The 23,518-nt window shown below is 72.3% G+C and carries 18 protein-coding genes and 1 rRNA gene; 14 read left to right on the forward strand and 5 right to left on the reverse strand.

Annotation, left to right across the window (positions count from 1 at the left end):
* The 3 genes from rrf to ACIGJO_RS34470 form a co-directional block, all read left to right on the forward strand.
* Positions 1–92: ribosomal RNA gene (rrf, locus tag ACIGJO_RS34460) — 5S ribosomal RNA — on the forward strand; the annotation flags it as partial.
* A 206-nt stretch (positions 93–298) separates the two neighbouring features.
* Entirely contained in the window at positions 299–1,690 is a 1,392-nt protein-coding gene (locus tag ACIGJO_RS34465) for a hypothetical protein (RefSeq protein ID WP_399965123.1), read from the forward strand.
* Entirely contained in the window at positions 1,690–2,451 is a 762-nt protein-coding gene (locus ACIGJO_RS34470) for a tetratricopeptide repeat protein (protein WP_399965125.1), read from the forward strand. Before ACIGJO_RS34465 ends, ACIGJO_RS34470 begins: the two co-directional genes overlap by 1 nt.
* A 62-nt stretch (positions 2,452–2,513) precedes the next feature.
* On the opposite strand, the gene ACIGJO_RS34475 is transcribed toward ACIGJO_RS34470, so the two are convergent.
* Positions 2,514–3,791 (reverse strand): DUF1015 family protein, encoded by a 1,278-nt coding sequence (locus ACIGJO_RS34475; RefSeq protein ID WP_399965128.1) that lies wholly within the window; start codon positions 3,789–3,791, stop codon positions 2,514–2,516.
* A 72-nt stretch (positions 3,792–3,863) separates the two neighbouring features.
* On the opposite strand from ACIGJO_RS34475, the gene ACIGJO_RS34480 reads away from it, so the two are divergent.
* Entirely contained in the window at positions 3,864–4,904 is a 1,041-nt protein-coding gene (locus ACIGJO_RS34480) for an HAD hydrolase-like protein (protein ID WP_399965130.1), read from the forward strand.
* A 184-nt stretch (positions 4,905–5,088) separates the two neighbouring features.
* Complete coding sequence (locus ACIGJO_RS34485) at positions 5,089–5,937, forward strand: ABC transporter ATP-binding protein (RefSeq protein ID WP_399965132.1); 849 nt, start codon at positions 5,089–5,091, stop codon at positions 5,935–5,937.
* 91 nt (positions 5,938–6,028) lie between these two features.
* Here ACIGJO_RS34485 and ACIGJO_RS34490 read toward each other — a convergent pair whose 3' ends face one another.
* A complete protein-coding gene (locus ACIGJO_RS34490; protein ID WP_399965134.1) occupies positions 6,029–6,376 on the reverse strand; it encodes an SCP2 sterol-binding domain-containing protein in 348 nt (115 codons plus the stop codon).
* A gap of 42 nt (positions 6,377–6,418) precedes the next feature.
* Here ACIGJO_RS34490 and ACIGJO_RS34495 point away from each other — a divergent pair, with 42 nt between their 5' ends.
* From ACIGJO_RS34495 to ACIGJO_RS34515, 5 genes are all read left to right on the forward strand, one after another.
* Positions 6,419–6,751, forward strand: a complete 333-nt coding sequence (locus ACIGJO_RS34495; RefSeq protein WP_399965136.1) for a hypothetical protein — start codon at positions 6,419–6,421, stop codon at positions 6,749–6,751.
* Positions 6,752–6,758: 7 nt separating this feature from the next.
* The gene (locus ACIGJO_RS34500; RefSeq protein ID WP_399965138.1) at positions 6,759–7,574 is read left to right on the forward strand and encodes a TlyA family RNA methyltransferase; all 816 of its coding nucleotides are present in this window, start codon (positions 6,759–6,761) and stop codon (positions 7,572–7,574) included.
* A complete protein-coding gene (locus ACIGJO_RS34505; protein ID WP_399965141.1) occupies positions 7,571–8,476 on the forward strand; it encodes an NAD kinase in 906 nt (301 codons plus the stop codon). The genes ACIGJO_RS34500 and ACIGJO_RS34505 overlap by 4 nt, the downstream gene beginning before the upstream one ends.
* A 97-nt stretch (positions 8,477–8,573) precedes the next feature.
* Entirely contained in the window at positions 8,574–10,319 is a 1,746-nt protein-coding gene (recN, locus tag ACIGJO_RS34510; protein WP_399965143.1) for a DNA repair protein RecN, read from the forward strand.
* Positions 10,320–10,628: 309 nt separating this feature from the next.
* Positions 10,629–11,726, forward strand: a complete 1,098-nt coding sequence (locus ACIGJO_RS34515; RefSeq protein WP_399965145.1) for a glycosyltransferase family 4 protein — start codon at positions 10,629–10,631, stop codon at positions 11,724–11,726.
* A 78-nt stretch (positions 11,727–11,804) separates the two neighbouring features.
* Here ACIGJO_RS34515 and ACIGJO_RS34520 read toward each other — a convergent pair whose 3' ends face one another.
* The 3 genes from ACIGJO_RS34520 to ACIGJO_RS34530 form a co-directional block, all read right to left on the reverse strand.
* A complete protein-coding gene (locus tag ACIGJO_RS34520; RefSeq protein WP_399965147.1) occupies positions 11,805–13,430 on the reverse strand; it encodes a PucR family transcriptional regulator in 1,626 nt (541 codons plus the stop codon).
* Between the two features lie 81 nt (positions 13,431–13,511).
* Positions 13,512–14,912, reverse strand: a complete 1,401-nt coding sequence (locus ACIGJO_RS34525) for an FAD-binding oxidoreductase (RefSeq protein ID WP_399965149.1) — start codon at positions 14,910–14,912, stop codon at positions 13,512–13,514.
* 117 nt (positions 14,913–15,029) lie between these two features.
* Positions 15,030–16,832, reverse strand: a complete 1,803-nt coding sequence (locus tag ACIGJO_RS34530; RefSeq protein WP_399965223.1) for a glycoside hydrolase family 15 protein — start codon at positions 16,830–16,832, stop codon at positions 15,030–15,032.
* A gap of 430 nt (positions 16,833–17,262) precedes the next feature.
* Between ACIGJO_RS34530 and ACIGJO_RS34535 the strand changes: the two genes are divergently transcribed.
* From ACIGJO_RS34535 to ald, 4 genes are all read left to right on the forward strand, one after another.
* A complete protein-coding gene (locus ACIGJO_RS34535; protein WP_399965151.1) occupies positions 17,263–18,927 on the forward strand; it encodes a CTP synthase in 1,665 nt (554 codons plus the stop codon).
* 81 nt (positions 18,928–19,008) lie between these two features.
* The gene (locus ACIGJO_RS34540; RefSeq protein ID WP_266929478.1) at positions 19,009–19,635 is read left to right on the forward strand and encodes an NUDIX hydrolase; all 627 of its coding nucleotides are present in this window, start codon (positions 19,009–19,011) and stop codon (positions 19,633–19,635) included.
* 276 nt (positions 19,636–19,911) lie between these two features.
* Positions 19,912–21,978, forward strand: coding sequence for a tetratricopeptide repeat protein (locus tag ACIGJO_RS34545; protein ID WP_399965153.1), 2,067 nt, complete (start codon positions 19,912–19,914; stop codon positions 21,976–21,978).
* A 143-nt stretch (positions 21,979–22,121) separates the two neighbouring features.
* On the forward strand, positions 22,122–23,237 hold the full coding sequence (gene ald, locus ACIGJO_RS34550) for an alanine dehydrogenase (protein WP_399965225.1): 1,116 nt from the start codon (positions 22,122–22,124) through the stop codon (positions 23,235–23,237).
* Positions 23,238–23,518: the final 281 nt, after the last annotated feature.

A 23,518-nucleotide genomic window follows, 5' to 3' on the forward strand; every position in this document is an offset into this window, starting at 1 on the left:
CGCCCGGTTACATTCCGAACCCGGAAGCTAAGCCTTTCAGCGCCGATGGTACTGCAGGGGGGACCCTGTGGGAGAGTAGGACGCCGCCGAACAATCTTTCAAGGACCCTTGGTCCCAGCGTTCACGCTGGGACCAAGGGTCCTTTTGTTTTTGTCGAAGCGCGTCGGATCGTCGGCTGCGCGAGAATGTCTGTGGTACCCGAAGACAGGAGTCACACCCATGTCCACCAACTCTCCCGACGATCGTCCGGAGCGCGAGCCGCGTCGCCGGGACGGTGGTGACCGGGGCGGTTTCCGCGGTGGTCGTGACGACCGGTCCGGTTCCGGAGCGCCTCGACGTGACAACGACCGCGGTGGTTTCCGCCGTGATGACAGCCGGCCCTCGGGCGGCGGTGGCGGTTTCCGTCGCGATGACAGCCGTGGCGGTGGCGCCGGCGGTGGTTTCCGTCGTGACGACAGCCGTGGTGGTGGCACGGGTGGCGGTTTCCGTCGCGACGACAACCGCAGTGGCGGTTCCGGTGGTGGCTTCCGTCGCGACGACCGTGATCGTGGGCCGCGTCGTGATGATGACCGTGGTGGGTACCGCGGTGGTCAGCAGCGCGATGACCGTGGTGGGCGTCCGGGCGGTGGCTTTGAGCGTCGTGATGACCGGCCGCGTGGGCCGCGTCGCGATGACGACCGCCCCTCCGGCGGCGGCTTCCGTCGCGACGACAACCGCGGCGGCGGCACCGGTGGTGGCTTCCGCCGTGACGACCGTGGTGGGCGTCCCGGCGGTGGTTTCGAGCGTCGTGATGACCGGCCGCGTGGGCCGCGTCGCGACGACGACCGCCCCTCCGGCGGCGGCTTCCGCCGCGACGACAACCGTGGCGGCGGCACCGGTGGTGGTTTCCGTCGTGACGACAACCGTGGCGGCACCGGTGGTGGCTTCCGCCGCGATGACAGCCGTGGTGGCGGCGCTGGTGGTGGCTTCCGTCGTGACGACCGTGAGCGTGATCGTGGGCCGCGTCGTGATGATGACCGTGGTGGGTACCGCGGTGGTCAGCAGCGCGATGACCGTGGTGGGCGTCCCGGTGGTGGCTTTGAGCGTCGTGATGACCGGCCGCGTGGGCCGCGTCGCGACGACGACCGCCCCTCCGGCGGCGGCTTCCGCCGTGACGACAACCGCGGTGGCGGCACCGGTGGTGGTTTCCGTCGTGATGACAGCCGTGGTGGCGGCGCCGGTGGCGGTTTCCGTCGTGACGACCGTGACCGTGATCGTGGGCCGCGTCGCGATGACGACCGCCCCTCCGGCGGCGGCTTCCGTCGCGACGACAACCGTGGCGGCGGCACCGGTGGTGGCTTCCGCCGTGACGACCGTGGTGGGCGTCCCGGTGGTGGTTTCGAGCGTCGTGATGACCGGCCGCGTGGGCCGCGTCGCGACGACGACCGCCCCTCCGGCGGCGGCTTCCGCCGCGACGACAACCGCAGTGGCGGCACCGGCGGTGGCTTCCGTCGCGACGACCGTGACCGTGATCGTGGGCCGCGTCGTGATGATGACCGTGGTGGGTACCGCGGTGGTCAGCAGCGCGACGACCGCGGTGGCTTCGGGCGGCGTGATGACCGGGACCGCGACCGCGACCCGATCAAGCGCCTCCCGATCCCGGATGACGTCACCGGCGACGAGATCGACAAGGACGTGCGGCAGGAGCTGATGAGCCTGCCGAAGACCCTTGCCGAGGATGTCGCGCGCAACCTCGTCATGGTGGCCCGGCTGATCGACGAGGACCCCGAGCAGGCATACGCCTACGCACGCATCGCCCTGCGGCTGGCTTCGAGGGTCGCGGCGGTGCGTGAGGCGGCCGGCTTCGCGGCCTACGCGACGCAGAAGTACGCCGAGGCGCTGGCGGAGTTCAGGGCGGCACGACGGATGACCGGGTCCGTGGACCTGTGGCCCGTCATGGCCGACTGCGAGCGTGGGCTGGGGCGGCCCGAGCGGGCCATGGCCATGGCCGGTGAGCCCGAGGTGCAGAAGCTGGACAAGGCCGGGCAGGTCGAGATGCGTCTCGTCGCGGCCGGGGCCCGCCGGGACATGGGGCAGATCGACGCCGCCATCGTCACGCTGCAGAGCCCCGAGCTCGCTTCCAGTTCCGTTCAGCCCTGGACGCCGCGTCTTCGCTACGCGTACGCGGACGCCCTGCTCGAAGCGGGGCGCGAGGACGAGGCACGTGAGTGGTTCGCGAAGGCGCTGGAGGCCGACAAGGACGGTTCGACCGACGCGTCGGACCGGCTCGCCGAGCTGGACGGCGTGGAGTTCGTGGACGCCCTCGGGGACGAGGAGGCGTCGGGCGCGGAAGCGGACGCCGGCGCGGCCCCGGACGGGGACCTCGATGTCGCTGAGGCCTCGGACGAAGAAGACGACGAGGACGAAGACGACGAGGGCGACGACGAGGCGGACGGTTCCGCCAAGGCGTAACAAACGGTGAAGAAAGGGTGGTACTCCTTCCGGAGTGCCGCCCTTTTCCGTTTCCGGAGTCCTCAGTCGATGGCGAGGCTGCGCAGTACCAGGCCCGTCGCCGGCTTGGGGCCGAAGGACGTCGACTTGCGGGGCATGGTCACGCCTTGCCTGGCCAGGTCCCGGACGACCTCTTCACGTACCGGGTGCATCAGCACGGCCGTGGCCCCGAGCCGTTCGGCCTGCTCGACGGCGGCCGCGGTGTCGTGGATGTAGGAGATGTGTTCGGGGGCGTCGGGGATTCGCCAGACGTGGTCCAGCAGGGTGGAGTGCAGGACTGTCGCGTCCAGGGTGCGCCAGGCCGGCGGTCGGTCGGCCGGGACCGTACGGGCCAGGAGCGCGGGGTCCGGGCGGTCCACCAGGTGGAACCCGCCGTTGCCGGCGAGGAGGAACGCGTTGCCTTCGGCCGCCGCCCCCGCCAGGGCGTCGAGGGCGTGGGGGAGCGGCCCGTCGGTCTCCCGTACGCGGAAGAGGCCGGTGAGGGCCGCCACCGCCTCCGCCACCGGCAGGCCGCGCAGCAGCCGGTGGATGGCGCGGACCTGGAGCGGGTAGCGGGCCGTGTCGACGAGGAGGACCAGGCCGAAGTCCCACGGGCCGGGCGCGGTCTGCTCGCGCTGGAGCCGCAGATACGTCGCCCAGCGGTGGTGGCCGTCGGCGATCAGTGCCTGGTGGTGGGAGAGACCGGTCTCCGCCTCGGCTCGTTCGGCGGGGTCGGTGACGGCCCAGAGGCGGTGGCTGAAACCGTCCTCCGTGGTGGTGGCGAGCAGGGGCGGGCGGTCCGTGACGCGCTCGATGACGTCGGCCACGCCCGTCGGACGGTCGTCGCCGCGGTAGGTGAGAAGCAGCGGTTCCAGGTGGGCCCGGGTCGTCCGCATGAGGTCCGCCCGGTCCTCGACGATGTGGTCCATGACGTCCTCGTGCGGGAGGACGATGCCGTCGGCCGCGGGGGAGAGCGCCAGGGCGCCGATCAGCCCGCGCTGCAGGATCTCGCTGTTGCGCTGCTCGTAGACGTAGAGCGCCGGTGCGGGGTCCGGGGCGAGGACGCCCTCCGCCAGCCAGCGGCCGAGGGTCTCGGCGGCCTGCCGGTGACGGGCCTCGGCGGTGTCCGCCTGCGGCAGGATCAGCCGGACGATGTTGTGCGGGTCCGCCGACTCCAGGTGGTGCAGTCCGTCGGGCCTGACGACGACGTCGTACGGGGGCGAGGTCACCGCTGCGAGGCTGCCCACCTGCTCGGGGACGTATCGCAGTCCGCGGAACGGGATCAGCCGCAGCCCTGGCACGGCGGGACCTGATGTGTTCATTACTGCATCGTATGTGCGCTCGGCGCATGCGCGATGATCGGGGGAGAAGCATGTATCGAGGAGCGAGAACATATGAGTGACCAGCAGTACGCGTCCCGGCCGCGCGCAAGTCGCACGGCGCTGAGCGAGGCGTACGACACGGCCTTGCTCGACCTGGACGGGGTGGTGTACGCGGGCGGGCAGGCGATCGTGCACGCCGTCGAGTCGCTGGGCACCGCGCGGGACGGCGGGATGCATCTCGCGTACGTGACCAACAACGCGCTGCGGACACCGGACGCGGTGGCGGAGCACCTGACCGAGCTGGGCGTACCGGCCGAACCCGCCGATGTGATCACCTCGGCGCAGGCGGTGGCCCGGCTGATGTCGGATCAGCTGCCGCCCGGTGCCCGGGTGCTGGTGATCGGCGGGGAGGGGCTGCGGGTCGCGCTGCGCGAGCGCGGTCTGGTGCCGGTGGACTCCGCCGACGACGAACCGGTCGCGGTGGCACAGGGGTACGGCGGGCCGGACATGGCCTGGGGGCGCTTCGCCGAGGCGAGCTACGCGATCGCCCGGGGGCTGCCGTGGTTCGCGTCCAACACGGATCTGACCATTCCGAGTGCCCGCGGTATCGCGCCCGGAAACGGTGCCGCGGTGGAGGTCGTACGGATCGCCACGGGCGCCGAGCCCCAGGTCGCCGGGAAGCCGTTGCCCCCCATGCACCGTGAGACCGTGCTGCGGACCGGGGCCGAGCGGCCGCTCGTGGTCGGCGACCGTCTGGACACGGACATCGAGGGGGCGTTCAACGGGGGCGTGGACTCGCTGCTCGTGCTGACCGGCGTGACCGACGCGGCGCGGCTGCTGGCCGCCGGGCCGCACCACCGGCCGACCTATGTGGACCGGGACCTGCGGGGGTTGCTGACGGGGCAGCCCGAGGTGACGGTGGCCGGTGAGGTGTTCCGGTGCGGGGACTGGACGGCCTTCGTACGCGAGGAGGCCCTGGTGCTGGAGGGCGGCGACGGCAACGACGACGTGCTCGACGGGCTGCGGGCGCTGTGCGGGGCCGCGTGGACCTTCGCCGGCGAGGGTTCGTGCGGGCTGGACGCGGGGAAGTCGATCGCCGTACTCGGACTGTAGGAGGGCCGGCCGGTGGCTCCGGGGAACGGCCTCCAGGTGGAGGGTAGGCTAACCTAACTTGCCGGTGGTCGGTGGTCTGCGGTTCTCCAGGGTTCCTGTCCGCCCTTCTGCCCGCCCCTCCGTACGGCTCGCGCCCGGCGCGCGCACCGCGCGGAGCCCGCCCATCGATTCCGGGAGTACGACCATGCAGCGCCTCACCGCGGACTCGGTGACCCTTGGCTACGACCAGCGGATCATCGCCGAGAACCTCTCGGTGGAGATTCCCGACAACTCCTTCACGGTGATCGTCGGGCCCAACGCCTGTGGCAAGTCGACGCTGTTGCGTGCGCTCGCCCGGATGCTGAAGCCGAGCGCCGGGCAGGTGCTGCTGGACGGGCAGACCATCCACCGGATGCCGGCGAAGCAGGTCGCCAGGACGCTGGGGCTGCTGCCCCAGACCTCCATCGCCCCGGACGGCATCACCGTCGCGGACCTCGTCGCCCGCGGCCGGTATCCGCACCAGGGGCTGCTGCGTCAGTGGTCGCCGAAGGACGAGCGCGTCGTGGCCGAGTCGATGGAGTCGACGGGCGTGGCCGAGCTCTCCGATCGCTATGTCGACGAATTGTCCGGCGGTCAGCGTCAGCGGGTGTGGATCGCCATGGCGCTCGCGCAGCAGACCCCGCTGCTGCTCCTCGACGAGCCGACGACGTATCTCGACATCCAGCACCAGATCGATGTGCTCGACCTCTGCGCCGAGCTGCACGAGACGCGGGGACGCACGCTCGTGGCGGTGCTGCACGACCTGAACCACGCCGCCCGGTACGCCACCCATCTCATCGCGATGCGGGACGGCGAGGTCCTCGCCGAGGGGGCGCCGTCGGACGTCGTCACGGCGGAGCTGGTGGAGCGGGTGTTCGGGATGCGGTGCCAGGTGATCGACGATCCGGAGACGGGCACGCCGCTGGTGGTGCCCGCCGCGCGCAGGAAGCGCCGGGCGGGAACGGGCAGCGGTACGGGCGCCGACGGGGGAGCCGACGACGGCTCGGTGCGGTGAAGGCTTCGGCGCGGACGGTCTGAGCGAGCGGCGGACGGTCCGAACGAGCGGCGGACGGTCCGAACGAGGGGCGGGGAGGTGTCCCCGCCCCTCACAGCAGTGCTCTGAGCTTCAGCAGGTCCCGGAAGCCCGCCTCCAGGCGGACCCGGCCCGATCCCCACGCCTTGGCGAAGTTCAGATCGCCGTTCACCATCGCCACCAGGTCGTCGCCGGTCATGGCGAGCCGGATCCCGGCCTTCTCCCGGGGCGGGCCCTCGACCGTGTCGAGCACCCGGATCCGGCCATCCGTCAATCGTCCGGTGAACGTGATGTCGAGGTCCCTGATGTGGCAGCTCAGCGAACGGTCGAGGGCAGCAGCGCTGCGTACGTCGCCGTCGGCTCCTGCGAGATTCTCGGAAAGTCTGTCGAGTGCGCTGCGGCACTCCGCCATGGTCGCCATCATGATCGACGGTACACCGGCCCGTCGCGGTAGCGTTTCGGCATGAGCGACTGGATGCCGGGACCGGAGACGGCGCCCGCGAGTACGCCCGGGGAGCCGGCGACGGCCCCGGCGGCCGTCGGGCCCGCCGACGCGCCCTCCTGCGAGCCGGCCGGCCCCGCACCCATCGGCGTCGGGCGCACCTCCACCGGCAGCGCCGACGTCGATGCCCAGCTGGAGCGGCTGGCCGACGCCGACCACCTCCAGGCGGACGGGCACATCGATGTGTACGAGGATGTACACCGTGGGCTGCGTGCTGCGCTGACCTCGCTGGACACCCGTCCGGCACCCGCACCCGGGCCCGCGCCGATGGCCTCGTACGACAACAGGAGCTGAACCGAACGTGGCAGGAGTGGTACGTCGCCGTCTCGACGCCGAGCTGGTGCGCCGAGAGCTCGCCCGCTCTCGTGAGCACGCGAGCCAGCTGATCGCCGAAGGGCGGGTGACCGTCGGCGGTAACACCGCGACCAAACCCGCCACCCAGGTCGAGACCAGTGCCGCGGTCGTCGTCACCAAGGACGACAGCGACCCCGAGTACGTCTCGCGCGGCGGGCACAAACTCGCGGGCGCCCTCGCCGCCTTCGTACCCCTCGGACTGACGGTCGAGGGGCGGCGCGCGCTGGACGCCGGGGCGTCCACCGGGGGTTTCACCGATGTCCTGCTGCGGGCCGGGGCCGGACACGTCCTGGCCGTCGACGTCGGCTACGGGCAGCTCGCCTGGTCGCTGCGGTCCGATGAACGCGTCACCGTCAAGGACCGCACCAACGTGCGGGAGCTGACCCTGGAGGCGATCGACGGCGAGCCGGTGGACCTGGTCGTGGGTGACCTGTCGTTCATTCCGCTGGGGCTCGTGCTGCCCGCCCTCGCGCGCTGCGCCGCCCCCGACGCGGACCTGGTCCTCATGGTCAAGCCGCAGTTCGAGGTGGGCAAGGAGCGGCTGGGCACCGGCGGCGTCGTGCGCAGCCCGGAGCTGCGGGCCGAGGCGGTACGGGAAGTCGCGCGCCGGGCCTGGGGACTGGGGCTGGGCGTCCGGGGCGTGACGGCCAGCCCGTTGCCCGGACCCGCGGGCAATGTCGAGTACTTTCTGTGGCTGCGGGCCGGTGCACCTGAGCTGGATCCCGCGGATGTCGACCGTGCAGTGGCGGAGGGGCCTCGTTGACGACGAATGCGGCACGAACAGTCTTTCTTTTGGCACACACCGGCCGTCCGGCCGCGATCCGGAGCGCGGAGCTCGTCGTCCAGGGGCTGCTGCGCAGCGGCCTCGGCGTACGGGTCCTGGCGACCGAGGCGGCCGATCTGCCGCTGCCGCCGTCCGTGGAGACGGTCACGGACACCACACCGGGGGCCGTGGACGGCTGCGAACTGCTGATCGTCCTCGGCGGTGACGGGACGCTGCTGCGGGGCGCGGAGTTCTCCCGGGCGTCCGGCGTCCCGATGCTCGGGGTCAATCTCGGCCGGGTCGGCTTCCTCGCCGAGGCCGAGCGCGACGACCTGGACAAGGTGGTCGACCGGGTCGTCACCCGTGCGTACCAGGTCGAGGAGCGGATGACGCTCGATGTGGTCGTCCACAGCAACGGTGACATCGTCCACACCGACTGGGCGCTCAACGAGGCGGCCGTGCAGAAGGTGTCGCCCGACCGGATGCTGGAGGTCGTCCTGGAGATCGACGGCCGGCCGGTCACCGGATTCGGCTGCGACGGGATCGTCTGCGCCACCCCGACCGGTTCGACGGCGTACGCCTTCTCGGCGGGCGGGCCCGTCGTGTGGCCCGAGGTCGAGGCGCTGCTGATGGTTCCGATCAGCGCGCACGCCCTGTTCGCCAAGCCGCTGGTGACCTCGCCCACGTCCGTGCTGGCCGTCGAGGTCCAGCCGCACACCCCGCACGGGGTGCTCTGGTGCGACGGGCGCAGGACCGTCGAACTCCCGGCGGGCGCGCGTGTCGAGGTGCGGCGCGGGGCGGTGCCCGTGCGGCTGGCCCGGCTGCATCAGGCCTCGTTCACGGACCGGCTGGTGGCGAAGTTCGCGCTGCCCGTGTCGGGCTGGCGGGGCGCTCCGAACTGATCTTCCGGTGCTCCGTCGCGGGGGGCCTTCGGGTGCCCGGGAGAGTGAATTAACGACCGGGGGCCGTCGCACACCGGGCCGCGGACCTCGTAAGGTCATGTCCGTGTTGGAGGAGATGCGGATACGGTCGCTCGGAGTCATCGACGACGCGGTGGTGGAGCTGTCACCCGGCTTCACCGCGGTGACGGGCGAGACCGGGGCCGGCAAGACCATGGTCGTCACCAGTCTCGGGCTGCTGCTCGGCGGGCGCGCCGACCCTGCCCTGGTGCGGATCGGCGCCAAGGCCGCGGTCGTCGAGGGACGGATCACCGTCTCCGACGGCGACGCGGCCGCGCTGCGCGCCGAGGAGGCCGGCGCGGAACTCGACGACGGGGTGTTGCTGATCAGCCGTACCGTTTCGGCGGAGGGCCGCTCCCGGGCCCACCTCGGGGGCAGATCCGTGCCCGTGGGGGTGCTGGCCGAGCTCGCCGACGAGCTGGTCGCCGTGCACGGGCAGACCGACCAGCAGGGGCTGCTCAAGCCCGCGCGGCAGCGGCAGGCACTGGACCGGTACGCGGGCGGCGGCGTCGATGTGCCGTACGCCAAGTACGGGGGGGCCTACCGGCGGCTGCGGGCCGTCGTCTCGGAGCTCGACGAGCTGATCACCCGTGCCCGGGAGCGGGCCCAGGAGGCGGATCTGCTGCGCTTCGGCCTCAACGAGGTCGCCGCGGTCGACCCGCTGGCGGGGGAGGACGCCGAACTGGCCGCCGAGGCCGAACGACTCGGTCACGCGGAGGCCCTCGCCTCCGCGGCCGCCCTCGCGCACACCGCGCTCGTGGGTGACCCCGAGGACCCGGAGGGCGTCGACGCCACGACCGTGGTCGCGGCCGCCGGGCGGTCCCTGGACGCGGTACGGGCCCATGACCCGGTGCTGGCCGCGCTGGCGGAACGGACCGGGGAGATCTCCATCCTGCTCGCCGATGTGGCCGGGGAACTCTCCGGGTACGCGGACCAGCTCGACGCCGATCCGCTGCGGCTCGCCGCGGTCGAGGAGCGGCGGGCCGCCCTCACGGCGCTGACCCGTAAGTACGGCGAGGACATCACCGCCGTACTGGCCTGGGCCGAGGAGGGCGCGGGGCGGCTCACCGAGCTGGAGGGCGACGACGACCGGATCGGCGAGCTGACGGCCGAGCGGGACGCGCTGCGCGCCGAACTGTCCGGGCTCGGGCAGGCGTTGACCGACGCCCGTACGGAGGCGGCGACGCGGTTCGCCGACGCGGTGACCGCCGAGCTGGCCTCCCTCGCCATGCCGCACGCCCGGGTCTCCTTCGCCATCCGGCAGACCGAGGCGCCGGACGAGGACTCCGGCATCGACATCGGCGGACGGAGCGTCCTGTACGGCCCGTCCGGCGCCGACGAGGTCGAACTGCTGCTGGCCCCGCACCCCGGGGCGCCGCCCCGGCCGATCGCCAAGGGTGCCTCGGGCGGTGAGCTGTCCCGGGTGATGCTCGCCGTCGAGGTGGTCTTCGCGGGCTCCGCCCCCGTACCGACCTATCTCTTCGACGAGGTCGACGCGGGAGTCGGCGGCAAGGCGGCCGTCGAGGTGGGCCGCCGGCTGGCGAAGCTGGCCAGGTCGGCGCAGGTGGTGGTGGTCACGCACCTGCCGCAGGTGGCGGCCTTCGCCGACCGCCAGCTGCTGGTGGAGAAGACGGTGGACGGCTCGGTGACCAGCAGCGGTGTCACGGTCCTGGAGGGCGAGGACCGGGTACGGGAGCTGTCCCGGATGCTGGCCGGCCAGGAGGACTCCGAAACGGCCCGTGCCCACGCCGAGGAGCTGCTGGCCACGGCGCGCGCCGACGGATAGCGGACGGATACGAGCCGGCGGATGCGGAGCCGGCGGATACGGAGCGGGCGGCGGTCAGGGGCGGCCGGGTGACGGGGGAACGGCCCGTCACCCGGCCGCCCTGACGTTCGCGGTGTCCCCGCGGCCCGGCGGTCCGTACCGGAGCTGGCAATTTCGCGCCATGGATCTCACCCATGTGGGTGATGACGTGTGTCCGGTTGTCGATGGAGGTGCGGCAGCAACGTTCCTGCGGTCCCGGAACGTGCGTACGGACTGGCATCCTTGGCGCAGTGCCCACCACCGACTCGGGAGCCCCGGGAGCCATTCGACGTGTCACAGCTGCGTACGGTCCAAGTCCTGGGCGGCGGCAGTGCGGGCAGCAGCGCGCACGTCAGCTCGCTGACCGCGGGGCTGATCGCCAGAGGGGTGCAGGTCACTGTCTGCGCCCCCGCAGCGGTGGACCGTGCCTATGACTTCCCTGCCACGGGCGCCCGCTTCGCCCCCGTGCCCCGGCGCAGCGATCCGGCCGCCGTCGCCGCGCTGCGCGCCGCCTGCGCGGGCGCGGACGTCGTTCACGCCCATGGGCTGCACGCGGCCGTGCGCACCGCGCTCGCCCTCAGCGGCCGGACCGTTCCCCTGGTCGTGACCTGGCACACCCGTACCCACGCCGAAGGCGCCCGGCGCCGGATGCTGCATCTGCTGGAGCGAAGGGCCGCGCGGGCGGCGGCCGTTGTGCTCGCCACCTCGTCGGATCTGGTGGACCGGGCCCGCAGCCGGGGCGCCCGCGACGCCCGGCTCGCACCGGTCTGCGTGCCGCCCGCCCGGTTCCCCGGCCCGGCCCCCGACGGCAAGGCGAGGGCCGAACTGGGGGCGGTGGGGCGGCCGTTGCTGATGGCCGTCGGCAGTCTCGTACCGCACCGCGGATTCCACACCCTGCTGGACGCCGCCCGGGTGTGGCGGGAGCTCGACCCCGAGCCCCTGCTGATCATCGCGGGGGAGGGGCGGGACCGGGCGGCCCTGCAACGGCGCATCAGGGACGAGGAACTGCCCGTCGCCCTCATCGGGTGCCGGGAGGACGTCGGCGAACTGCTCGCCGCCGCGGATGTGGCGCTCCTGCCCAGCCGCTGGGAGGCCCGGTCGCCGCTGGCGCAGGAGGCGCTGCGGCTGGGCGTGCCGCTGGTGGCCACGGCGGTCGGCGGGGTCCCCGAGCTCGTCGGGAACGCCGCCGAACTGGTCCCGTACGGGAACGCCGAGGCGCTCGCCCGTGCCGTCGTACGGCTGCTCGGCGACCCGGCGCGGTGCGAGCAACTGGCCCGGGAGGGGCGGGTGCAGGCGGCGGGCTGGCCCACCGAGGACGACACGATCGCCCAAGTGCTGAGTGTGTACGACGAGTTGGCGCAGCCGTCGGCGGCGGTCCGGCTGTGGTGAGCCGGAGCCCGGGGAGCGCCGGGTGCCCGGGGTGCCGGTGAAAGGCTCACCCCGGGGCCGTCGGGCGGCGGGACCGGCTCAGCCGGCGTGGCGGCGGGCCCGCAGTGCCAGGCTCAGGGCCAGTACCGTTTGCGGGTCGTCCAGATCGGTGCCGAGCAGCTCGCCGATGCGGGCCAGCCGGTTGTAGAGCGTCTGCCGGTTCAGATGCAGCTCGCGCGCCGTCTCCGCCTTGCGGCCCGCATGGGCGAGATACGCCTCCAGGGTGGGCAGCAGCGGGGGGCGCGAGGTGCGGTCGTGGTCGCGCAGCGGGCCGATCGCCCGGTCCACGAACGCCGCCAGGTCCGGATGGTCCCGCAGCCGCCAGAGCAGCAGATCGATGTCCAGACGCCGGGCGTCGTACCACGGGCGGTCGCTCAGCCCCTGCGCCGCGGCCGCCGTCTCCGCGGCGTGCCGCAGCCCGGCCCCGGCCGCCGCCCAGCCGCCCGGGACGCCCACCACGACGACCGGCGGATGGGCCCCCGCCCGCTCCAGCCCGGCCCGCTCCACGCCCGTCCGCAGCGCGGTCGCCACGCGGTCGGCGACCGCGGTGCGCTCCGACTCCGAGCGCAGGCCCAGCAGCAGCGGTACCCGGCCCTCCACGGGACGCACCCCGAGCAGTACCGGCACACCCACGGAGGACAGCTCCTCCAGCACCGCGCGGGCCAGCAGCGCCCAGTTGCCCGAGGGGGACAGCTCGGGGGCCAGCCGCATCACGACCGGGAGCAGCGGGGTGTCGCCGGGTTTGAAGCCGAGCACACGGGCCTGCGCGGGCGCGTCCTCCGGGGCGATCCGGCCCTCCGCGAGGTCGGTGAGGAAGTCGCCCCGGCCGCGGGCCGCCAGCTCCTCCTCCTGCCGGGCCTGCATCAGGACGACGGCGAGGAGGCCCGCCGCCCGCTCCGCCGCCATGCGGTGCACCGTCACGAGCGGGCCGGACACGGCGAGCAGCACCAGCCTCGCCCGCACCGAACCGGCACCCGGACCGCCGCCGGGCACATCCACCAGCACCGCGCCGGCCGGCGGTGTCTCGCGGGCCGCCCGGCCGCCGCGCATGCCGTCCCAGACCTGGAGCGGGTCGGCGCCGACCGGGCCGGTGCCGGTGCCCGCCGCGTACAGGAGCTGGCCGTCGGGCGTTTCGAGGAAGACCGGGTTGGCGGTGAAGTCCGCCAGGATCCCGAGGACCTGCGGGACACCGCCGCCGCCGAGCAGCGCCTGTGTGCAGCGCCGGTGCACCTCCTCGGCCTGCTGGAGCAGCGCGTAGTGCCCGTTGACGATCTCGGTGTGCACCTCTTCGGTCACCGCGACGAACGGCACCTCGCGGTGCAGCTGGACCAGGGGCAGTCCGGCCGCGCGCGCCGCGTCCACGATGGAGGCGGGCAGTCTGCTGAAGCGCGGGCCCAGTTCGACCACGAGGGCGGCGATGCCGCGGTCGGCGAGCCTGCGGACGAACGCCCGCTGCTCGGCCGGCCGGGTACCGAGCCCCAGACCGGTGGTGAGGAGCAGCTCGCCGCCCTTGAGCAGCGAGGCGATGTTCGGCACCTCGCCCGCGTGCACCCAGCGCACCGTGCGGTTCAGCCGCTCGGCACCGGCCACCACCTCCGGGAGCCCGCCGCGCAGGCCGGGCAGTTCCAGCGCGCGTCGGACGGTGATTCCGCCTTGGCTCTCCACAGGATCCGGCCTCGTGCTTCCACTCGCGTACGACAGGGCGACAGCCCTGGTCAGGAAGCTACCGGGCGGCCGGTGTCCGCGTCATGCGCCGGCGGTGGCGGGCTCGATGTTGTGATTGAGACGGAACACGTTGTCCGGGTCGTACCGTGCCTTCACCGCCGCGAGCCTCGCGTAGTTGTCCGTGCCCACACCGGCCACGACGCGGGCCTGACCCTCATGGCCGATGAAGTTGAGGTACACGGCGCCGCTCGCCCACGACCGGAAGTCGTCGCGGACCCGGTGGACCCACTCACGGCCCCGCTCGTCGTCGTCCGGGCTCTCCCAGACCCCGAAGGGGTGCACGGCCCAGGGAGCCGTGCGCCAGGGCAGCGGGTGGTCGGCGGAGCCCCGGGCGACGGCTCCGCCCAGGGGGAACAGCACGTGCTGGGAGCCGGAGGGGACGGGCATCGTTCCGGCGTCGGCGCAGAAGGTGTCCACGGCGGCATCGGGGAACGCGTTCAGGTATTCGGCGGACCAGTAGTTCCGCATCCCCGGCGGGTCGTCGAGCATGCACTGGAGTTCCGCGTACGGAATCTCGGTGACGATCTCGGCCTCGTGGGGGAGGGCGAGCAGCGGAGCGGCCGCCGCGCGTGCCTCGGCCTCGGGGCCCGCCCAGGTCAGCAGTGCCGCGCAGGTCAGCTTTCCGACGAGGTGCGCGGGGACGAAATCCTCCGGCGGCCCGGTCAGGTACAGGCACCCTCCGCCCGCCTCGTCGGGGGCCGAGTCCATCAGGTCCCGGTAGGCGGTGAGGACGGCGGGACCGTCGTCCGGGCGGAACAGCAGGAACACGATGCTCATCGCGGGCAGCGGGTGCAGGCGCAGGGTCAGCGAGGTGGCCACGCCGAAGTTCCCGCCGCCGCCGTGCAGCGCCCAGAAGAGGTCGGGATGCTCCTCGGCACTGGCCCGTACGCTCCCGCCGTCGGCCGTGACCAGTTCGGCGGCCAGCAGGTTGTCGCAGGCCAGTCCGAACTTGCGCTCCAGCCAGCCCGACCCGCCGCTCAGGGTGAATCCGCCCACGCCGGTGGTGGACACCCGGCCGCCGGTGGTCGCCAGTGCGTACGGCTGGGTCGCCCGGTCCAGGTCGCTCATGGTGGCGCCGCCGCCGACCCGCGCCGAAGCCGCTCGCGGGTCGACGGTCACGTCGTGCATCCGGCGCAGATCGACCACCAGGCCGCCGTCGCTCACGGACATTCCGGCGACGCTGTGGCCGCCGCCGCGCACGGCGATCTCCAGGCCGTTGTCACGGGCGAAGCGGAGCGCCCGTGACACGTCCGCAGGGGACACGCACTGGGCGACGACCGCCGGCCGGCGGTCGATCATGCTGTTGAAGACGGTCCGGGCCTCGTCGTACCCGGAATCGCCGGGCGCGAAGGCGTCGCCGGTCAGATCCTCACGGAGCCCGGCGAGCCCGCCGGGGCCGTCACCGCTGCTGCGGGGCGTCATGTTGCCCCCCTTCGAGGGGTGCTGCAGAAGACCCTTCAAGCCTAAGGGCGCGGCGACGGGACAGCCTCTTCCCAGGGCTGTCCCGAACGGGCGGGGGATCCGGGATCCCCCGCCGCGTCAGCCGACGTACGCCCCGCTGGCCGTCAGCCGCAGTGCCGTGTCGATCAGCGGCACATGGCTGAAGGCCTGCGGGAAGTTGCCGACCTGGCGCTGGAGCCGGGAGTCCCACTCCTCGGCCAGCAGGCCCAGGTCGTTGCGCAGGGACAGCAGCTTCTCGAAGAGCCGGCGGGCCTCGTCGACCCGGCCGATCATCGCGAGGTCGTCGGCCAGCCAGAACGAGCAGGCCAGGAACGCGCCCTCGTCGCCCTCCAGACCGTCCACGCCCGCGTCCTCGCCGGACGTGGGGTAGCGCAGCACGAAGCCGTCCTCCGTGGACAGCTCCCGCTGGATCGCCTCGATGGTGCCGATGACGCGCTTGTCGTCCGGCGGCAGGAAGCCCATCTGCGGAATCAGCAGCAGGGACGCGTCCAGCTCCTTCGACCCGTAGGACTGGGTGAAGGTGTTGCGGTCCTTGTCGTAGCCCCGCTCGCAGACATCACGGTGGATGGTCTCGCGCAGCTCGCGCCACCGCTCCAGCGGCCCCTCGGCGTCCCCGGACTCGATCAGCTTGATCGTGCGGTCGACCGCGACCCACGCCATCACCTTGGAGTGCACGAAGTGCCGGCGCGGCCCGCGCACCTCCCAGATGCCCTCGTCCGGCTCGAACCAGTGCTTCTCCAGATACTCGATCAGCTTGAGCTGGAGCCCCGTCGCGTAGTCGTTGCGGGTCAGGCCCGTCATGTGCGCCAGGTGCAGCGCCTCGGTGACCTCGCCGTAGACATCGAGCTGGAGCTGGTTCGCCGCGCCGTTGCCGACCCGGACCGGGCCGGAGTTCTCGTACCCGGGCAGCCAGTCCAGCTCGGCCTCGCCCAACTCCCGCTCCCCGGCGATCCCGTACATGATCTGCAGGTTCTCCGGGTCGCCCGCGACCGCGCGCAGCAGCCACTCGCGCCAGGCGCGGGCCTCCTCGCGGTAGCCGGTGCGCAGCAGCGAGGAGAGGGTGATGGCGGCGTCGCGGAGCCAGGTGTAGCGGTAGTCCCAGTTGCGCGAGCCCCCGATGTCCTCGGGCAGTGAGGTGGTGGGGGCGGCGACGATCCCGCCGGTCGGGGCGTACGTGAGGGCCTTCAGCGTGATCAGCGAGCGGACCACGGCCTCCCGGTAGGGCCCGTGGTACGTGCACTGTTCGACCCAGTCGCGCCAGAACAGCTCGGTCGCCTCCAGGGACCCCTCCGGATCCGGAAGCGCGGGCGGCTGGTGGTGCGAGGGCTGCCAGCTGATCGTGAACGTGATCCGGTCCCCGGGTGCCACGGTGAAGTCGGAGTACGTCGTCAGGTTCTTGCCGTACGTGTCGGCCTCGGTGTCCAGCCAGACGGAATCCGGGCCCGCCACCGCGACGGTACGGGAGTCGACCTTGTGGACCCAGGGGGTCACCCGGCCGTAGCTGAACCGCATGCGCAGCTCCGAGCGCATCGGCACCCGGCCGCTGACGCCCTCCACGATCCGGATGAGCTGCGGTGCGCCGTCACGCGGCGGCATGAAATCGGTCACGCGTACGGTGCCGCGCGGTGTGTCCCACTCCGATTCCAGGATGAGGGATTCGCCGCGGTAGCGGCGCCGGTCCGCGGACAGCGGCTCGGCTCCCTCCGCCCGCGCAGGTCCCAGACGCCAGAAGCCGTGCTCCTCGGTGCCCAGCAGTCCTGCGAAGACGGCGTGAGAATCGAAGCGGGGCAGGCACAGCCAGTCTGCTGTGCCGTCCCGGCAGACCAGGGCGGCGGTCTGCATGTCTCCGATGAGTGCGTAATCCTCGATGCGCCCGGCCACGTGCATCTCCAGTCGAACGGCCATGTCGCCCCTGAGGGCTCTTACTGCTGGTCAAAGGGGGGGTCGTAGAGAAACCGACGAGCTCTTGCAACCGGTGTGCGGGCTGGGGTGGTGCCGCTGGCAGGCCGGCTCGGCAGCGAATGTTTGAGCAGGATACGACGCACCAGCAAGATCCGCGCCACGGTCTTCGCAAGACAACTGAGCCGAACGGGTGGGACGTGAAACCAGTGCGGTGAACCTGTGATGCCAGTGTGAGGGCTGTGGCCGGAAGCAGCCTCCCGCCGTCGCTGTTACCCTGGTAGCCCGTGGACCGGTGGTCGTTCGCGACAGCGGACGAGGCCCCCGAACCGCAGCGACGGCACCCCCGGATTCTCCGGTTGGGCGGCCGGTACGCACCTCATCATCGCGACCACGGGAGCCCCCTTTGGCTATGCAGCCCACATCCACGACGACCAAGCACATCTTCGTCACCGGGGGTGTCGCCTCCTCCCTCGGCAAGGGTCTGACTGCCTCCAGCCTGGGTGCCCTGCTCAAGGCGCGTGGCCTTCGGGTCACCATGCAGAAGCTCGACCCCTACCTCAACGTCGACCCCGGCACGATGAACCCCTTCCAGCACGGTGAGGTGTTCGTCACCAACGACGGCGCCGAGACCGACCTGGACATCGGCCACTACGAGCGCTTCCTCGACGTCGACCTCGACGGCTCGGCCAACGTCACCACCGGCCAGGTCTACTCCCAGGTCATCGCCAAGGAGCGGCGCGGCGAGTACCTCGGCGACACCGTCCAGGTCATTCCGCACATCACCAACGAGATCAAGCACCGCATCCGCCGCATGGCCACCGACGACGTCGACGTCGTCATCACGGAGGTCGGCGGCACGGTCGGCGACATCGAGTCGCTGCCCTTCCTGGAGACCGTCCGCCAGGTCCGCCACGAGGTCGGCCGCGACAACGTCTTCGTCGTGCACATCTCGCTGCTGCCCTACATCGGCCCGTCCGGCGAGCTGAAGACCAAGCCCACCCAGCACTCCGTCGCGGCGCTGCGCAACATCGGTATTCAGCCGGATGCCATCGTGCTGCGCGCCGACCGTGACGTCCCCACCGCCATCAAGCGCAAGATCTCGCTGATGTGCGACGTGGACGAGGCCGCCGTGGTGGCCTGCGTGGACGCCAAGTCGATCTACGACATCCCGAAGGTGCTCCACACCGAGGGCCTGGACGCCTACGTCGTGCGCAAGCTCGACCTGCCCTTCCGCGACGTCGAGTGGACCACCTGGGACGACCTGCTGGACCGGGTCCACAACCCCGACCACGAGGTCACCGTCGCGCTCGTCGGCAAGTACATCGACCTGCCCGACGCCTACCTCTCGGTCACCGAGGCCATCCGCGCCGGCGGCTTCGCCAACAAGGCCCGGGTCAAGGTCAAGTGGGTCGCCTCCGACGACTGCAAGACCCCGGCGGGTGCCGCGAAGCAGCTCGCCGACGTCGACGCGATCTGCGTACCCGGCGGCTTCGGCGACCGCGGTGTCAACGGCAAGATCGGCGCCATCCAGTACGCCCGTGAGAACAAGGTGCCGCTGCTCGGCCTCTGCCTGGGCCTCCAGTGCATCGTGATCGAGGCGGCGCGCAACCTGGCCGAGATCCCCGACGCCAACTCGACCGAGTTCGACGCCGCCACCTCGCACCCCGTCATCTCCACGATGGAGGAGCAGCTCGCCTACGTCGAGGGCGCGGGCGACCTGGGCGGCACCATGCGGCTCGGCCTCTACCCGGCCAAGCTCGCCGAGGGCTCGCTCGTGCGCGAGGCGTACGACGGCCAGCCGTACGTGGAGGAGCGTCACCGCCACCGCTACGAGGTCAACAACGCCTACCGCGCCGAGCTGGAGAAGAAGGCCGGACTGGTCTTCTCCGGCACCTCCCCGGACAACAAGCTCGTCGAGTACGTCGAGTACCCCCGTGAGGTGCACCCCTACCTGGTCGCCACCCAGGCGCACCCGGAGCTGCGCTCCCGCCCGACCCGCCCGCACCCGCTCTTCGCGGGCCTGGTGAAGGCGGCCGTGGAGCGCCGGCTGGCCGCCCGTGGGACGGGCGAGTAGGGCCGAGGCACTACGGTTGGCCGGGGTACGTGTCCTTGCGGACGCGTGCCCCGGTTTCCGTTTGTTCGTGGGAGGACGTACATGGGTTTCCAGGACACGCCCGAGGAGTGGCAGGTCACCGCGACCGTGACCCCCTTCACCGGCAACAAGACCAGCGTCCGCACCGACGACGTGGTGATGCCCGACGGCAGCGTCGCGCGCCGCGACTACCAGGTCCACCCCGGTTCCGTGGCCGTCCTCGCCATCGACGAGGAGGACCGGGTGCTGGTGCTGCGTCAGTACCGGCATCCGGTGCGCCAGAAGCTCTGGGAGATCCCGGCCGGGCTGCTGGACATCCCCGGTGAGAACCCGCTGCACGCGGCCCAGCGCGAGCTCTACGAGGAGGCGCACGTCAAGGCCGAGGAGTGGCGGGTGCTGACCGACGTCTACACCACTCCCGGCGGCTGCGACGAGGCCGTACGCGTCTTTCTCGCCCGGAACCTCTCCGAGGCCGAGGGCGAGCGGTACGCGGTCTCCGAGGAGGAGGCCGACATGGAGCAGGCCAGGGTGCCGCTGACGGAGCTGGTGCGCGGCGTGCTCGCCGGGGACCTGCACAACAACTGCCTCGTGGTGGGCGTGCTCGCACTCACCGCGGCACTCGCGGGCGAGGGTGTGGACGCACTCCGGCCGGCCGGGGCGCCCTGGCCGGCCCGGCCGTTCGAGGCCTGAGCGGCCCGGCTGCCCGGCTGCCCGGCGAGTTCGAACGGCCCGGCTGCCCGAGGTCCGAACGGTCCGGCTGTCCCGGGTCCGGGAACGGCTCTCGGGTACCCAGCTGTCCCGGGCTTCGGGCGGAGCCTCCGGTCGGACGATCGCAAAGAACGCTGATCCGATCGGGGGACCTTCCCGCCACGCTCCGCCGTGATCGTCCGCACGCCTGAACTACGCTCGGACGGTCCCGCCCGGAGTCCCGGCGGGCACCGCGTGCAGCGAAGTGGAGCGTGGCTCGTGACGGATCAGGCGGTGGACACCAGCGGCCCGGCCCGGCCTGCGGGGACCGAGGAGCCGTCCGGCGCCGCCCCACCCCAATTCTTCGGCCGGGAGCGCGAGTTGAAGGCCCTCCGGGCCGACATCGAGCGGGCGGGTCTGGACACGCTGGCAGGCCGCAAGACACCGCGGTCCCGGGTCCTGCTGATCGCCGGGCGCCCGGGTTCCGGCCGCAGCGCACTCGCCGCGGAACTGGCGCGGCGGCTCCTGGCCACCGGTGACTATCCCGACGGGGTGCTCCGGGCCGGGCTCACCGAGCCCGGCGGCGGACGGGTGCCCACCGAACGCACCGCCCGCGACATCCTCGGCCTGCTCGACCTGACGGCCCCTGCCGGTGCCGACGAGGACGAACTCTCCGAGATGGTGCGCGAGGCCCTGGCCGTACGCCGGGTCCTGCTGGTGCTCGACGACGCCGTGGACGCCGAACAGGTGGACCCGCTGCTCCCGGACAGCCCGGACTGTCTGGTCGTCGCCACCGCGACGGGCCCGCTGACCGGCATCCCCGATGTACGCCCCTGCACCATCGGCGGGCTCGACGCGGGCTCCGCCGTGCGGCTGCTCGGCCGCATCATCGGCCAGGTCCGCATCACCGTCGACCCGCTGACCGCGGAGGCCCTCGGCGAGGAGTGCGGGGGACAGCCCGCGGCCCTGGTCCTGATCGGCGGCTGGCTCGCGGCCCGTCCGGGGACCTCGGTCGCCGATGCCGCCAAGCGGCTGCACCTGCTGCCGGACACCGGGGAGCAGCGGCCGGCCGGGGCACGTCCGCTGGCCCGCGCCTTCCGCCTCGTCCACGAGTCCCTCCCGCAGGCCGCCGCCCGGATACTGCGCTTCCTCGCGCTCGCGCCCGCGGGTCTCGCCGACGCCCACACCGCCTCCGCGCTGGCCGGCTGCTCGGTGCCGGCCGCCCAGACGACGCTGGACGACTTCGTACGGCTGGGGCTGCTGCGGAGCAACGGCGCGCAGCAGCCCCAGTACGAGGTGCCCGGCTGCCTGGCCCCGCTGCTGCGGGCCCTGCTGGAGGAGTCCGACCGCCCGGCCGAGATCCAGCTGGCCAGGGCCAGGATGCTGGAGCGGACGGTGCGCCGGCTCCAGTCCTGCCGGGCGATCACCGAACCGGAGAGCTCCGCCGCCCGCCGCAAGCTCGCCGGACTGCCCCGCTCGCTGCGCTTCCCCAGCTCGGAGGATGCCGCCGAATGGCTGCGGATCCGCCAGCCGGCCCTGCTGGCCTCGGCCAGGATCGCCGTCGAGGACGGTGAACTCGACACCCTGGCACGCAGGTTGGTGGCCGCGCTGGTGCGCGCGCTGGCCGCCCACCGGGGCACCGAGGCCGCCGCGCCCGAGCTGTACGGGCTGCACGGCCTGGTCCTGGACGTGGCCGAGCGCCGGGATCTGCCCCGTGAGCGGGCCGCCGCGCTGCTCAATCTCGCCGATCTGGATGCCAGGACCGGCCGGACCGGGGAGGCGCTGGCCCGCTACCGGGCCGCGCTGGACGCGGGGCGGGAGGCGAAGGACCCGTACGCGACGGGACGCGCGATGGAATCCGTGGGCGGTGCCTATGCGGAGCTCGGGGACTTCCACCGGGCCTCCGACTGGTACGGCAGGGCGCTCGCCCAGCGCCTCACCCAGGGGGAGCGGGCGGACGAGGCGCGGCTGTACGGGCGGCTCGGTGCCGTGCACACGTACGCCGGGCGGTACGGGGAGGCGCTGCGGAACTGGCGGGCGGCGGCGTCCGGCTACCGCCGCCTCGGCGATGTGCCCGCCCAGGCGCGGGCGCTCAGCGAGGCCGCGCGGGTGCAGGAGTACGCGGGCCGGCCGCAGGAGTCGCTGCACACCTGCCGGGAGGCCGTCGAGCTGGCCCGGCGGGCCGGGGACGTGCGGCTTCAGGCGGCGCTCCAGCTCAGGCTGGCCGACACGCTGGACCGGCTCGGGGACCCGGCGGCGGCCGGGCTGCACAGGGGTACAGCCGACAGATTGCTGGCTGAGGAGGGATCTACCTACGAAATCCGTAGTGCCGCGACTGAAAATTAATGCTTTGTAAGGCTAGACAGCGTGAAGTCCTTCATTAGACTGGCTCTGCCGCGTTCCTTCGCGGCGTCTCCATTTACTCTGTGTATATCCGGGTATGTCTAGTTATGCCCTGGTAGCCCCCCGAGCCAAGGACCGTGATCGACGTGAAGGTCGGCATCCCCCGCGAAGTCAAGAACAACGAGTTCCGGGTGGCGATCACCCCTGCCGGAGTGCATGAGCTCGTCCGTCACGGCCACCAGGTCCTCGTCGAGCGGAACGCCGGGGCGGGCTCCTCCATCACGGACGAGGAGTACGTCGCCGCGGGGGCGCGGATCCTGCCCACCGCCGACGAGGTGTGGGCCGCCGCCGATCTGCTGCTGAAGGTCAAGGAGCCGGTCGCCGAGGAGTACCACCGCCTCCGCAAGGGCCAGACCCTCTTCACGTACCTCCACCTCGCCGCCTCCCGCGAGTGCACGGACGCGCTGCTGGAGTCCGGCACCACCGCCATCGCGTACGAGACCGTGGAGACCGCCAACCGCGCGCTCCCGCTGCTCGCCCCGATGTCCGAGGTCGCCGGCCGGCTGGCCCCGCAGGTCGGCGCGTACCACCTGATGCGCTCGGCCGGTGGCCGCGGTGTGCTGCCGGGCGGTGTCCCGGGTACGGCGGCGGGCAGGGCGGTCGTCATCGGCGGCGGTGTCTCCGGCTGGAACGCCACCCAGATCGCCGTCGGTCTCGGTTTCCACGTCACGCTGCTCGACAAGGACATCAACAAGCTGCGTGAGGCCGACAAGATCTTCGGCACCAAGGTGCAGACGGTCGTCTCCAACGCCTTCGAGCTGGAGAAGGCCGTCGTCGAGGCCGACCTCGTCGTCGGTGCCGTGCTGATCCCCGGCGCGAAGGCGCCGAAGCTGGTCACCAACGAGCTTGTCGCCAAGATGAAGCCCGGAAGTGTACTTGTCGACATTGCAATTGATCAGGGCGGTTGCTTCGAGGACTCGCACCCGACGACGCACGCCGAGCCGACCTTCATGGTCCACAACTCGGTCTTCTACTGCGTCGCCAACATGCCCGGCGCGGTTCCGAACACCTCCACCTACGCCCTCACCAACGCCACGCTGCCGTACATCGTGGAGCTGGCGAACCGGGGCTGGGCCGAGGCGCTGCGCCGCGACGCCGCCCTCGCCAAGGGCCTCAACACCCATGACGGGCAGGTCGTTTACCGTGAGGTGGCCGAGGCCCACGAGCTCCCGCACGTCGAGCTGAGCACCCTTCTCGGCTGACGGGTCAACACCTTCCGTCAACCTCTTACGTCCGGCCGGACCTTGCCGAGCAAGGTCCGGCCGCAGGCGTATCGGGCCCCGTGGCGTCCCCGTGCAACTCGTCTCGAACGTAACTCTTTACCCGTTTCGTGCAGCGGCGAAATGTGAGCCTTGCTCGCTGTGCACCCTTGACAGAGGGGTGTTCGATTGCCGACACAACGGGCCGGGTCCGGCGGATTGTGTTGCTGCGGACCGGTGACACGCCATAGAGTCGCCAATCGTCGGCATGGTGCCACGCTGAC

Origin of the sequence: Streptomyces sp. NPDC079020, from assembly GCF_044542225.1 — a bacterium.
Classification (GTDB): domain Bacteria; phylum Actinomycetota; class Actinomycetes; order Streptomycetales; family Streptomycetaceae; genus Streptomyces.